Below are 14100 nucleotides of genomic sequence, written 5' to 3'. Positions count from 1 at the left end.
TTATTTATTTGAAGATATGTCTGATTACTATCCATCATACTTCAAGAAATATAATCAAAGTGAAGTAAAGCATTACTTACACGATATCCAAAAAAGTTATTTAAAAAGTAGAGGTAATTAAGCATGGCTGACAATAAAGCAAATAAAGAGCAAGTACATCGCGTTTTTCAAAATATTTCAAAAAAATATGATAGATTAAATAATATTATTAGTTTTGAGCAGCATAAAGTATGGAGAAAACGCGTCATGAAAGACATGGGCGTTAGAAAAGGGACGAAAGCATTAGATGTTTGTTGTGGTACTGGTGATTGGACAATCGCATTAAGCAAAGCTGTAGGACCAACAGGTGAAGTTACTGGTATTGACTTTAGTGAGAATATGTTAGAAGTAGGAAAAGAAAAAACTGCTTCAATGGAAAATGTTAAACTTGTTCATGGTGATGCAATGGAATTGCCGTTTGAAGACAATTCTTTTGATTATGTAACAATTGGGTTTGGATTAAGAAATGTGCCAGACTATTTAGTCGCGTTAAAAGAAATGAATAGAGTACTTAAACCAGGTGGTATGGTGGTATGTCTTGAAACGAGCCAACCAACTTTGCCAGTCTTTAAACAAATGTATGCATTATACTTTAAATTTGTTATGCCTATTTTTGGAAAATTATTTGCAAAATCAAAAGAAGAATATGAATGGTTACAGCAATCTACGTTTAATTTTCCTGGAAAAGAAGAGTTGAAGCGCATGTTTGAAGAAGCGGGTTTCATAAATGTAAGAGTACGTAGTTTTACAGGGGGCGTTGCTGCAATGCACCTTGGCTATAAAGAAAAAGATAATACCAAAGGTGATTAACGTGGCAAAGTTAAACATGAACAATGAAATTAAGAAAGTGGAACAACGACTTGAAAAGGCAATAAAAAGTAAAGATTCTGTATTAGAACAGGCATCATTACACTTATTGTCTTCTGGTGGTAAAAGAGTACGCCCAGCATTTGTTATTCTGAGTAGCCAATTTGGCAAAGATGAACAAACGTCTGAACAAACGTATCAAGTTGCAGTCGCATTAGAGTTAATTCATATGGCAACACTTGTTCATGATGACGTTATTGATAAAAGCGACAAGCGTCGAGGCAAGTTAACCATATCAAAGAAATGGGATCAGACAACTGCTATTTTAACTGGGAATTTTTTATTGGCATTAGGACTTGAACACTTAATGGCAGTTAAAGATAATCGTGTACATCAATTAATATCTGAATCTATCGTTGATGTTTGTAGAGGGGAACTTTTCCAATTTCAAGACCAATTTAACAGTCAACAGACAATTATCAATTATTTACGACGTATCAATCGCAAAACAGCACTGTTAATTCAATTATCAACTGAAGTTGGTGCAATTACATCTCAATCTGATAAAGAGACTGTACGAAAATTGAAAATGATTGGTCATTATATAGGTATGAGCTTCCAAATCATTGATGATGTATTAGACTTCACAAGTACCGAAAAGAAATTAGGTAAGCCGGTCGGAAGTGATTTGCTTAATGGTCATATTACGTTACCGATTTTATTAGAAATGCGTAAAAACCCAGACTTCAAATTGAAAATTGAACAATTACGTCGTGATAGTGAACGTAAAGAATTTGAAGAATGTATCCAAATCATTAGAAAATCTGACAGCATCGATGAGGCTAAGGCAGTAAGTTCGAAGTATTTAAGTAAAGCTTTGGATTTGATTTCTGAGTTACCAGATGGACATCCGAAATCACTACTTTTAAGTTTGACGAAAAAAATGGGTTCAAGAAACACGTAGTATTTATGAAAAGTATTGAAAGCGCTTTACCAACCTGTTAATATATAATAGTAATATACATAAACCTATTAAACACAGGGGGATACATAAAGTGGAACGTACATTTTTAATGATTAAACCAGATGCAGTACAAAGAAATCTAATTGGTGAAGTAATTTCAAGAATTGAAAGAAAAGGACTAAAACTTGTCGGTGGTAAATTAATGCAAGTACCAATGGAACTTGCTGAAACACATTATGGTGAACACCAAGGTAAACCATTTTATAATGATTTAATTTCATTTATTACATCAGCACCAGTGTTCGCAATGGTAGTTGAAGGTGAAGATGCAGTTAATGTATCTAGACATATTATTGGCAGCACAAATCCTTCAGAAGCTTCACCAGGATCAATTAGAGGTGATTTAGGTTTAACTGTTGGTAGAAATATCATTCACGGTTCAGATTCATTAGAGTCTGCTGAACGTGAAATTAATCTATGGTTTAATGAAAATGAAATTACTAGCTATGCTTCACCACGTGATGCATGGTTATATGAATAAAATTTAAACTGTAAACCTTTACGATTTATTTATAAAGGTAGAAAGGGTTTTGTTATGTGGTTAGTCATTATGATTATACATAACAAGGCCCGTTTTTTATGTTGTAGTAAATTACTTGAAAAATTTTATAGTTTTTTGGTAACACGTATTAAAAAGAGAGGAATATTCTTTATCAAATGAAACTAAACAGAGAGAAGGGGTTGTTAAAATGAAGAATATTATTTCGATTATTTTGGGGATTTTAATGTTCTTAAAATTAATGGAATTACTATATGGTGCTATATTTTTAGATAAACCACTTAATCCTATAACAAAAATTATTTTTATACTGACTCTCATTTATATTTTTTTATGTATTAGTAAAAGAATTGATTATATTTTTGAAGTCAAAGTATAACAAAAGCGCTTAACATATGTATATTTTAATATCATAATTTTTTTAAACGGACTGATTAACTTTATTAATAATTAACAGTTCGTTCTTTTGTATTAAGAAATGTAGTCAGTATATTATTTGCTAAAGTTGCGATACGATTATATTAAAACGGCTAATCATTTTTAATTAATGATTATATGATGCAACTGTTTAGAAATTCATGATACTTTTCTACAGACGAATATATTATAATTAATTTTAGTTCGTTTAATATTAAGATAATTCTGACATTTAAAATGAGATGTCATCCATTTTCTTAATTAAGCTTGAAAACAAACATTTATGAATCCACAATGAATGTGATAAGATTAACAACATATTATAATGTTATTGCGGAAGTATGAAAGGAGCGAGTGTGTATGAGATATCTAACTTCAGGAGAATCACATGGACCTCAATTAACAGTTATTGTCGAAGGTATACCAGCAAATTTAGAAATTAAAGTTGAAGATATTAATAAAGAAATGTTCAAGCGTCAAGGGGGTTATGGTCGTGGCCGACGCATGCAAATTGAGAAAGATACAGTAGAAATAGTATCAGGCGTTAGAAATGGTTATACATTAGGTAGTCCAATTACTATGGTTGTAACCAATGATGACTTTACGCATTGGAGAAAAATTATGGGAGCAGCTCCAATAAGTGAAGAAGAACGTGAAAATATGAAACGTACTATTACAAAACCAAGACCTGGTCATGCAGATTTGGTTGGAGGTATGAAATATAATCATCGTGATTTACGAAATGTGCTAGAGCGATCATCTGCTAGAGAAACAGCAGCTCGAGTTGCAGTCGGTGCCTTATGTAAAGTGTTATTACAACAGTTAGATATCGATATATACAGTCGTGTTGTTGAAATAGGTGGCATTAAAGATAAAGATTTTTATGATTCAGAAACATTTAAAGCAAATCTTGATCGTAATGATGTTCGTGTAATTGATGACAGTATCGCACAAGCAATGCGAGATAAAATTGACGAAGCTAAAAATGAAGGAGATTCAATTGGCGGTGTCGTTCAAGTTGTAGTTGAAAATATGCCTGTTGGTGTTGGTAGTTATGTGCATTATGATCGTAAGTTAGATGGTAAGATTGCACAAGGTGTTGTCAGCATAAATGCTTTTAAAGGTGTAAGCTTTGGAGAAGGATTTAAAGCAGCTGAAAAGCCAGGTAGTGAGATTCAAGATGAAATTCTATATAATAGTGAAATTGGTTATTATCGTGGATCTAATCATTTAGGTGGTTTAGAGGGTGGTATGTCAAATGGTATGCCAATTATTGTAAATGGTGTAATGAAACCTATTCCTACGTTATATAAACCATTAAATTCAGTTGATATAAATACTAAAGAAGACTTTAAGGCAACAATTGAACGTTCTGATAGTTGTGCTGTACCTGCAGCAAGTATAGTGTGTGAACACGTTGTTGCATTTGAAATAGCGAAAGCATTACTTGAAGAGTTTCAATCAAACCATATTGAACAACTTCAACAACAAATTGCTGACCGCAGACAATTAAATATTGAGTTTTAACAACAAGAACAATTGAGGTGTAATCATGAAATTACAAACAACATACCCTTCAAATAATTATCCAATATATGTTGAACACGGTGCAATTGACCATATTAGCACGTATATTGATCAGTTTGATCAAAGTTTTATATTAATTGACGAGCATGTAAATCAATATTTTGCTGATAAATTTGATGATATTTTATCATATGAAAATGTACATAAAGTTATTATTCCAGCTGGTGAAAAGACGAAAACATTTGAGCAATATCAAGAAACATTAGAGTATATTTTATCCCATCATGTAACTCGTAATACAGCAATTATTGCTGTTGGTGGTGGTGCAACTGGTGATTTTGCTGGGTTTATTGCGGCGACACTTTTACGAGGCGTTCACTTTATACAAGTGCCAACGACTATACTAGCGCATGATTCTAGTGTTGGCGGTAAAGTGGGTATTAACTCAAAGCAAGGTAAAAACCTTATCGGTGCATTTTATCGTCCAACTGCTGTGATTTATGATTTAGACTTTTTAAAGACGTTACCATTTGAGCAAATATTAAGTGGCTATGCAGAAGTTTATAAGCATGCGTTATTGAATGGTGAATCAGCGACGCAAGATATCGAACAGCACTTTAAAGATAGAGAGATATTACAGTCATTAAATGGTATGGATAAATATATTGCTAAAGGTATTGAAACGAAGCTGGATATTGTTATTGCAGATGAAAAAGAACAAGGTGTACGTAAATTTTTAAATTTAGGTCATACATTTGGTCATGCTGTTGAATACTATCATAAAATACCTCATGGTCATGCAGTGATGGTTGGCATTATCTATCAATTTATAGTTGCGAATGCTTTGTTTGATTCTAAGCATGATATTAATCATTATATTCAATATTTAATACAACTCGGCTATCCTTTAGACATGATAACTGACTTGGATTTTGAAACGTTATACCAATATATGCTAAGTGATAAAAAGAATGATAAGCAAGGTGTACAAATGGTCTTGATTAGACAATTTGGAGATATCGTTGTACAACATGTTGATCAACTAACATTACAACATGCATGTGAACAATTAAAAACATATTTTAAGTAGGTGAATGAAATGGTAAATGAACAAATCATTGATATTTCAGGTCCGTTAAAGGGCGAAATAGAAGTGCCGGGCGATAAGTCAATGACACACCGTGCAATCATGTTGGCGTCGCTAGCTGAAGGTGTATCTACTATATATAAGCCACTACTTGGCGAAGATTGTCGTCGTACGATGGACATTTTCCGACTGTTAGGTGTAGAAATCAAAGAAGATGATGAAAAATTAGTTGTGACTTCCCCAGGATATCAATCTTTTAACACGCCACATCAAGTATTGTATACAGGTAATTCTGGTACGACAACACGATTATTGGCAGGTTTGTTAAGTGGTTTAGGTATTGAAAGTGTTTTGTCTGGCGATGTTTCAATTGGTAAAAGGCCAATGGATCGTGTCTTGAGACCATTGAAACTTATGGATGCGAATATTGAAGGTATTGAAGATAATTATACACCATTAATTATTAAGCCATCTGTCATAAAAGGTATAAATTATCAAATGGAAGTTGCAAGTGCACAAGTAAAAAGTGCCATTTTATTTGCAAGTTTGTTTTCTAAGGAACCGACCATCATTAAAGAATTAGATGTAAGTCGAAATCATACTGAGACGATGTTCAAACATTTTAATATTCCAATTGAAGCAGAAGGGTTATCAATTAATACAACCCCTGAAGCAATTCGATACATTAAACCTGCAGATTTTCATGTTCCTGGCGATATTTCATCTGCAGCGTTCTTTATTGTTGCAGCACTTATCACACCAGGAAGTGATGTAACGATTCATAATATTGGAATCAATCCAACACGTTCAGGTATTATTGATATTGTTGAAAAAATGGGCGGTAATATCCAACTTTTCAATCAAACAACTGGTGCTGAACCTACTGCTTCTATTCGTATTCAATACACACCAATGCTTCAACCAATAACAATCGAAGGAGAATTAGTGCCAAAAGCAATTGATGAACTGCCTGTAATAGCATTACTTTGTACACAAGCAGTTGGCACGAGTACAATTAAAGATGCCGAGGAATTAAAAGTAAAAGAAACAAATAGAATTGATACAACGGCTGATATGTTAAACTTGTTAGGGTTTGAATTACAACCAACTAATGATGGATTGATTATTCATCCGTCAGAATTTAAAACAAATGCAACAGTTGATAGTTTAACTGATCATCGAATAGGAATGATGCTTGCAGTTGCTTCTCTACTTTCAAGCGAGCCTGTCAAAATCAAACAATTTGATGCTGTAAATGTATCATTTCCAGGATTTTTACCAAAACTAAAGCTTTTAGAAAATGAGGGATAATATAAAATGGAAGATATCTATAAATTAATAGACGATATCAATCTACAAAAACTAGAAAATTTAGACTCTCGTGTTAATGAAGCAATAACTACTGACAACGATGACGCATTATTTATTCTAGGAGAGACACTTTACAATTTTGGATTAATGCCACAAGGTTTGGAAGTATTCCGCGTGTTATATCAAAAATATCCAGACGAAAGTGAATTGCTGATTTATTTTATTGAAGGTTTAATGTCTGAAAATCAAACTGACGAAGCGTTAGAATATTTAAGTTATGTTGAACCATCACCTGAAAAGTTGATGTTAGAAGCAGATTTATATCAACAAATTAATATGATGGAAGTTGCTATTGATAAATTACAAGAAGCACTTGAACTAGAGCCAAATGATCCAATAATCCATTTTGCATTGGCTGAAATGTTATATTATGATGGTCAATATTTACGTGCTACCTCTGAATACGAAACCGTTTTAGAAACTGGTGAATATCAAGTTAATGGTGTAAACTTATTCTCTCGTATGGCAGATTGTAGTTTACAAAGTGGTAACTATAGTGATGCGATTCGCTTATACGATGAAATTAATGAAGATGAAATGACTTCAGAAGATTATCTCAAAAAAGCCATTTCTTACGATAAAAATGACATCACTCAAGAAGCAATTAAAATAATGACTACATTACTTTCTAAAGATCCTGATTATATTCAAGGCTACTTGTATTTACAATCATTATATGAAAATGAAAAAAATTATCCAGATGCCATTGAGACGGGTAAAGAAGGATTACGACTAAGTCAATTTTATAAAGAGTTAATGTATACAACTGGATGTTTGGAAATAGAACACGGCGATGCTAATGAAGGTGTATTATTGTTAAAACAAGCATTAGAGGTTGATAATGCTTACCAAGAACCTTTATTGATTTTAAGCGATTTATATCGTAATGAAGAAGATTATGAAGCAATCATTGAATTATTAACATATGTAGATGAAGAAGATTTGGATCCTACATTCATGTGGCATTTAGCGTTCGCCTATGGTCAAGAAGAGCGAGATAAAGAAGCTCAACATTTCTTTGAATTAGCATATCCAACGATGAAAACAAATATTGATTTTATGAGTGATTATTATTTCTATTTAATTGAAATTGGTCAAAAGGAACAAGCAATTACTATTTTAAATCAATTGTTGGAACTAGAACCAAGTAACGAAAATTGGCATGACGAATTATCAAGATTGCAATCTTAAAATGGGGTATTTGATGTCAGAGACACTCAATCAAATTAAAGAAAGTTTTATTGAATATTTACTTTTTCAATATCGATTTAAGTCGCGTATTGCAGTTTGGGTGCTTAACTATATAAAAGTGAATGAGGCGAAATTGGCAAACATTCATTTTGTAGATACAAAAATTAATCATCATGAAACATTAGAAATTGCAGAAGTGGGAAGTCACGCTTCTGCAATTCAATTTACTAAGCGTAATATAAAGTTAATGAATACAAATGAAATATTTGATTATATCGCTAATCATAACTGTGCTTTTGATATTCAAATTCACTTCGCAAACGTGTCAAAGCGTGAGCAAAGGCTAGATGATTTAATAGTTGCTCAACTAACGGAATCGCCCAGTTATCAAACTTATCTTCATGACTTAAATAGTATGGCTATAGATCGGCATAAACATGCGTTATTAATAGATTACTTGCTACATAATATTGATTTAAGTTTACAGATGAATGAAAAGCAACGTTTTTATCAACTAACGCAAATTTTAAATACACTCAAGCTAGTAAATAAACATAATCAATTTGAGGACTTAGCAGATGACGATTAATACATTTTGGCAATATACACTTTATCAACGTTCTTGGTTAATGATGCTACTCATTTGTAATATATTAGGGATGATTTATGGTTATATATGGTATGGTGAACAATTAAGTCATACGCCGTGGCATTTTAAGATTTTTGTTCCAGATAGCCCAACTGCAATATTATACTTAGTTATTTCTATCACATTGATATTAATTCAAAAACAAAATAGTATTATCGATGCACTGGCATTTGTAACATTATTCAAATATGGGATTTGGGCAGTTATTATGAATATATTATTTATTATTGAACAAGGTGATATTACAGTAAATGGTTTGATATTAATGTTTTCCCACAGTATAATGGCCGTTCAGGCAATTTACTTCTATCCTAGGTTTAAACGTTCTATGATTGGAATCAGTGTAGCGATGACTTGGGTATTTTTGAATGATTATATTGACTATTTTCACCTTCAATTTCCATATTATGATTTTATAACTACGCATGTGTGGCAAATTGGTGTATTATCATGTTGTCTGAGTGTTTTTGGACTTTTGCTTTATATTGAATTAAACAAATTATTAAAGTGTAAATGATTTGATAAAAACGGCAAATGACAGTAAAATATTTATAAAGGAGAGTGAGTTTATTGTCTTCAATTTTTACTATGATAATTTATTTCGTAATATTAATGGTGCTTCCTTTATGGGCACAACACAAAGTTAAATCTAACTATGAGAAATATTCACAAGTTAGATCAACTAGTGGTAAAACGGGTCGTGAAGTTGCATTAGAAATTTTACATGCAAACGGTATTTATGATGTCGAAGTTGTTAAAGGTGAAGGATTCTTAACAGATCATTACGATCCTAAAAAGAAAGTTGTTTCACTATCTCCTGCAAACTATGACAGACCATCAGTTGCTGGAACTGCAATTGCAGCCCACGAAGTTGGTCATGCCATTCAAGATCACCAAGGATATTGGTTCTTAAGATTCAGAGCAGCATTAGTACCTGTTGCAAACCTAGGGAGTTCATTAAGTTATATGATCATCATGTTAGGTATTATCTTAACAGCGATAGGTAGTGCATTTGGTTCAACTGCTTTATGGATTGGTGCTGGTTTAATGTCATTAGCGGTATTATTCTCAATTGTTACGTTACCAGTTGAGTTTGATGCGAGTTCAAGAGCGATGAAACAAATTACGGCATTGAACATTGTAAATGAAAAAGAATACAAGCATGCGCGTAAAGTATTATCTGCAGCAGCAATGACTTATGTTGCAGCAACTGCTGTCGCTGTAGCAGAGCTTGTACGTATCATTTTGCTTGCGCGTTCAAGTGATTAATCTTATAGATTAACAATTAACTTAAATTAGACACTTATTAACTAGCTAATCACATTTTGTGTGATTGCTAGTTTTTTTGTGCTTATTTTTCTAATGGTAGATTATTCATTATATTATTTTATTGTAGTGGTACGAATCATAAAGTTATAATCGCAATTTCAATTGATTTAATTTAGTTAGGAATGCATTACATTTATATAAACTGAATTATTAAACTTCTAAAATAAACAACTTGTCATCTAGTTTAGCTAGAGTCAGTAGATTGCACTAAACATGCATGAGACTTCAAATTGATATATACTATATTAGAAATGCAATATAAGGAGAACGTAGAAATGAAATCAATGGTAGAAATGCAACGTGAAGTTGATAAATATATTGGACAATTTAAAACAGGATATTTTTCACCATTAGCTAACTTAGCTAGATTGACTGAAGAAGTGGGCGAACTTGCACGTGAAATAAATCATACCTATGGTGAAAAAAAGAAGAAAGATTCAGAGGAAGCAAATACGATTAAAGCAGAATTAGGTGATAATTTATTTGTGTTGTTATGTTTAGCGAATTCAATGGGAATAGATATGACAGAGAGCTTTAATGAAACAATGGAAAAGTTTAATACAAGAGATAAAAATCGATTCGAAAGAAAGTGAATATAAAAATATATGCTTTATTTGGATTTGATTAAGATTAAAAACATAGACCAATGAATTGCATCGCATGAAATTATATTATTTTTAAAGTAAGTATAACTAGATGAATGATTATATATACAACACCTGTTTTTAGATATATGAAATTATAAACTCAACATTACTATAAACTTAAATTTAAACAATTATCTACGCATCGAGAATAATAGAGAGAAATAGAAAGAAAGGATGGGCAAGCGAATGAAGATAGGTATAACATGTTACCCGTCCATGGGTGGTTCTGGAATTATTGCCACAGAATTAGGAATTAAATTAGCAGAGCGAGGTCACGAAGTACATTTTATCACTTCAAATATCCCGTTTAGAATAAGAAAACCATTACCGAATATGATTTTTCATCAAGTTGAAGTGAATCAATATGCAGTATTTCAGTATCCACCGTATGATATTACGTTAAGTACTAAAATCGCTGAAGTTATTAAAGAATATGATCTTGATTTGTTGCATATGCACTATGCTGTACCTCATGCAATTTGTGGGATTTTAGCTCGTGAGATGTCAGGTAAAGATATAAAAATTATGACAACGCTACACGGTACTGATATTACTGTTTTGGGCTATGATCATTCACTCCAAGGTGCAATTAAATTTGGCATTGAAAAAAGTGATATTGTGACAAGTGTGAGTAAATCTTTAGCGCAAGAAACACATGAAATTATCGAAACTAACAAAGAAATTATACCGATTTATAATTTTGTACGTGAAAATGAGTTTCCAACTAAACATAACACAGCACTAAAATCACAATTTGGTATAGCACCAGATGAAAAAGTGTTAATACATGTATCGAATTTTAGACAAGTAAAACGCATAGATACTATTATAGAAACATTTGCAAAAGTACGTGAAAAGATACCTAGTAAATTAATTTTACTTGGAGATGGTCCTGAATTAGTGCCAATGCGTCAATTGACGAAAGAGTTAAACGTAGAAGAGGATGTTTTATTTTTAGGGAAACAAGATTGCGTAAGTGAATTTTACCAATTATCTGACTTAGTATTATTATTAAGTGAAAAAGAAAGCTTTGGACTAACTTTACTTGAGGCTATGAAAACAGGCGTCGTTCCAATTGGTTCAAATGCCGGTGGAATTAAAGAGGTTATTAAACATGGTGAAACTGGATTTGTCGTAGATGTGGGTGATTGTGATTCAGCGAGTGACTATGCTATCCGATTACTTGAAGATAAGGTGTTATACAACAAACTTCAGAAAAACATGCTAGCAGATATTGCTGAACGTTTTGGATCAGAACTCATTACAGATCAATATGAGTATTATTATCAAAAAATGCTAAATGAGCATAACAAAAGTAAAGGCGAGTAATAATATGGATAAATCATTATTTGAACAGGCAAGGCCTATATTAGAACAAATTCAAGACACTGGTTTTGAAGCATATTATGTAGGTGGCTCTGTCAGAGATTATGTCATGGGAAGAAATATTCATGATATAGATATCACAACAAGTGCAACGCCAGATGAAATAGAATCCATCTTTAGTCATACGATACCTGTAGGTAAAGAACATGGCACTATAAATGTAGTTTTTAATGATGAAAATTATGAAGTGACAACATTCCGGGCTGAAGAAGATTATGTCGATCACCGTAGACCAAGTGGTGTTACATTTGTTCGTGATTTATACGAAGATTTGCAACGAAGAGATTTCACGATGAATGCGATAGCAATGGATACAGCATACAAATTGTATGATTATTTTGATGGTCAACAAGATATTAATAATCGAATAATAAGAACTGTAGGTATAGCTGAGGAACGATTCCAAGAAGATGCTTTACGTATGATTCGATGTTTAAGATTCCAGTCACAATTATCATTTGATATTGCAACGGAAACATTCGAAGCGATGCGTACACAAATGGCAGATATTAAATTTTTATCAATTGAGCGTATAGTGATTGAACTAACTAAATTAATGCGAGGTATTAATGTTGAAAAGAGTTTTAATCATTTAAAATCGCTGAAAGCATTTAATTATATGCCATATTTCGAACATCTTGATATGAATCAAATTAATGTGACTGAAGCAATTGATTTAGAATTGTTGATTGCTATAGCATCAGTTAAATTTGATATTAATTACTCATTGAAGCCTTTAAAGCTAAGTAATCGACAAGTAAAAGATATCAATCAATATATTCAAATTATGAATGCATTACCAAGTATTATTACAAAAGAACAATTAAAAATGTTTGTTTATGATTATGATACGAATCTCATTAAAAATGTAATGGTTGCAGCAGACGTGTTAAAGGCAAATGATATTCAAGGACATGAACCATTAATCGTTAACCTTCAAACGATTGATGAAACATTACATCGATTACCTATGCATAATAGAAAAGACATGATGGTTAATGGTGGTGTACTTATGGCACATTTAAATGCCAAAAGTGGTCCGTGGTTAAAAGATGTGCTAAGACAAATTGAGATAGCGATTGTAACAGGTAAAGTAAGCAACGAAGAAACTGAAATTTTGAAATGGGTGGATAATCATGTCAAAATATAGTCAAGATGTACTTCAATTACTCTATAAAAATAAACCGAATTATATATCTGGACAAAGCATTGCGGAATCACTTAATATTTCACGCACTGCAGTAAAAAAGGTGATTGACCAATTAAAGTTAGAGGGATGTAAAATTGATTCAGTAAATCATAAAGGGCATTTATTACAACAACTCCCAGATATTTGGTATCAGGGTATAATAGACCAATATACAAAAAGTTCTGCTTTGTTTGATTTTAGTGAAGTATACGATTCAATAGATTCTACACAACTTGCTGCGAAAAAGTCACTTGTTGGAAATCAATCTTCATTTTTTATCTTGAGTGATGAACAAACGAAAGGTCGTGGGCGATTTAATAGACATTGGAGTTCTTCAAAAGGGCAAGGACTTTGGATGTCTGTCGTGTTAAGACCTAACGTTGCATTCTCAATGATATCTAAATTTAATTTATTTATTGCATTAGGGATAAGAGATGCGATTCAACATTTTAGTCAAGATGAAGTCAAAGTGAAATGGCCGAATGATATATATATTGATAATGGTAAAGTGTGTGGTTTCTTAACTGAAATGGTTGCTAATAATGATGGTATAGAAGCAATAATATGTGGTATAGGTATTAATTTGACGCAACAACTAGAAAACTTTGATGAAAGTATTAGACATAGAGCAACAAGTATACAATTACATGATAAAAATAAATTAGATAGATATCAATTTTTAGAGATATTACTTCAAGAAATTGAAAAAAGATATAATCAATTTTTAACGTTACCTTTTTCTGAAATTCGTGAAGAATATATTGCAGCTTCTAATATTTGGAATAGAACGTTGCTATTTACAGAAAATGATAAACAGTTTAAAGGACAAGCAATTGATTTAGATTACGATGGCTATTTAATTGTTAGAGATGAAGCGGGTGAATCACACCGTTTAATTAGTGCAGATATAGATTTTTAACACTAAAGCAAGGAGAGAT

The 14100-nt window shown here is 32.0% G+C and carries 14 protein-coding genes and 2 pseudogenes; all 16 read left to right on the top strand.

Features of this window, described 5'->3' with window-relative positions:
• Positions 1-121 (top strand): annotated as a pseudogene (locus tag IDG64_RS05940) (heptaprenyl pyrophosphate synthase subunit A); the annotation flags it as partial.
• A gap of 2 nt (positions 122-123) precedes the next feature.
• Positions 124-849 carry a demethylmenaquinone methyltransferase gene (locus IDG64_RS05935; protein WP_000774684.1) on the top strand — a complete coding sequence of 242 codons (726 nt, stop codon included), beginning with the start codon at positions 124-126 and terminating at the stop codon, positions 847-849.
• A gap of 1 nt (position 850) precedes the next feature.
• Complete coding sequence (locus IDG64_RS05930) at positions 851-1810, top strand: polyprenyl synthetase family protein (RefSeq protein WP_001096479.1); 960 nt, start codon at positions 851-853, stop codon at positions 1808-1810.
• 91 nt (positions 1811-1901) lie between these two features.
• Positions 1902-2351, top strand: coding sequence for a nucleoside-diphosphate kinase (gene ndk / locus IDG64_RS05925; RefSeq protein ID WP_000442480.1), 450 nt, complete (start codon positions 1902-1904; stop codon positions 2349-2351).
• 208 nt (positions 2352-2559) lie between these two features.
• Positions 2560-2761 (top strand): annotated as a pseudogene (locus tag IDG64_RS05920) (hypothetical protein).
• Positions 2762-3146: 385 nt separating this feature from the next.
• A complete protein-coding gene (gene aroC / locus IDG64_RS05915; protein WP_001269920.1) occupies positions 3147-4313 on the top strand; it encodes a chorismate synthase in 1167 nt (388 codons plus the stop codon).
• 25 nt (positions 4314-4338) lie between these two features.
• The gene (gene aroB / locus IDG64_RS05910) at positions 4339-5403 is read left to right on the top strand and encodes a 3-dehydroquinate synthase (protein WP_000776323.1); all 1065 of its coding nucleotides are present in this window, start codon (positions 4339-4341) and stop codon (positions 5401-5403) included.
• Positions 5404-5412: 9 nt separating this feature from the next.
• The gene (gene aroA, locus IDG64_RS05905) at positions 5413-6711 is read left to right on the top strand and encodes a 3-phosphoshikimate 1-carboxyvinyltransferase (RefSeq protein ID WP_000245894.1); all 1299 of its coding nucleotides are present in this window, start codon (positions 5413-5415) and stop codon (positions 6709-6711) included.
• A gap of 6 nt (positions 6712-6717) precedes the next feature.
• A complete protein-coding gene (locus tag IDG64_RS05900) occupies positions 6718-7962 on the top strand; it encodes a tetratricopeptide repeat protein (RefSeq protein ID WP_000389534.1) in 1245 nt (414 codons plus the stop codon).
• A gap of 13 nt (positions 7963-7975) precedes the next feature.
• Complete coding sequence (locus tag IDG64_RS05895; protein ID WP_000005212.1) at positions 7976-8551, top strand: YpiB family protein; 576 nt, start codon at positions 7976-7978, stop codon at positions 8549-8551.
• A complete protein-coding gene (locus IDG64_RS05890; protein WP_000154684.1) occupies positions 8541-9128 on the top strand; it encodes a DUF1405 domain-containing protein in 588 nt (195 codons plus the stop codon). The genes IDG64_RS05895 and IDG64_RS05890 overlap by 11 nt, the downstream gene beginning before the upstream one ends.
• Positions 9129-9199: 71 nt before the next feature.
• Positions 9200-9880, top strand: a complete 681-nt coding sequence (locus IDG64_RS05885; protein WP_031774998.1) for a zinc metallopeptidase — start codon at positions 9200-9202, stop codon at positions 9878-9880.
• 335 nt (positions 9881-10215) lie between these two features.
• Entirely contained in the window at positions 10216-10533 is a 318-nt protein-coding gene (locus IDG64_RS05880; protein ID WP_000839931.1) for a nucleotide pyrophosphohydrolase, read from the top strand.
• A gap of 240 nt (positions 10534-10773) precedes the next feature.
• On the top strand, positions 10774-11916 hold the full coding sequence (bshA, locus tag IDG64_RS05875; RefSeq protein WP_000690027.1) for an N-acetyl-alpha-D-glucosaminyl L-malate synthase BshA: 1143 nt from the start codon (positions 10774-10776) through the stop codon (positions 11914-11916).
• A 4-nt stretch (positions 11917-11920) separates the two neighbouring features.
• Complete coding sequence (locus tag IDG64_RS05870; RefSeq protein WP_000361557.1) at positions 11921-13123, top strand: CCA tRNA nucleotidyltransferase; 1203 nt, start codon at positions 11921-11923, stop codon at positions 13121-13123.
• Positions 13110-14081: a biotin--[acetyl-CoA-carboxylase] ligase gene (locus IDG64_RS05865; protein ID WP_000049918.1), complete on the top strand. Its 972-nt coding sequence runs from the start codon at positions 13110-13112 to the stop codon at positions 14079-14081. Before IDG64_RS05870 ends, IDG64_RS05865 begins: the two co-directional genes overlap by 14 nt.
• Positions 14082-14100 lie beyond the last annotated feature (19 nt).

This window comes from Staphylococcus sp. EG-SA-15 (assembly GCF_017151895.1).
Classification (GTDB): domain Bacteria; phylum Bacillota; class Bacilli; order Staphylococcales; family Staphylococcaceae; genus Staphylococcus; species Staphylococcus aureus.
This window is presented reverse-complemented; position numbering and strand designations above follow the sequence as displayed.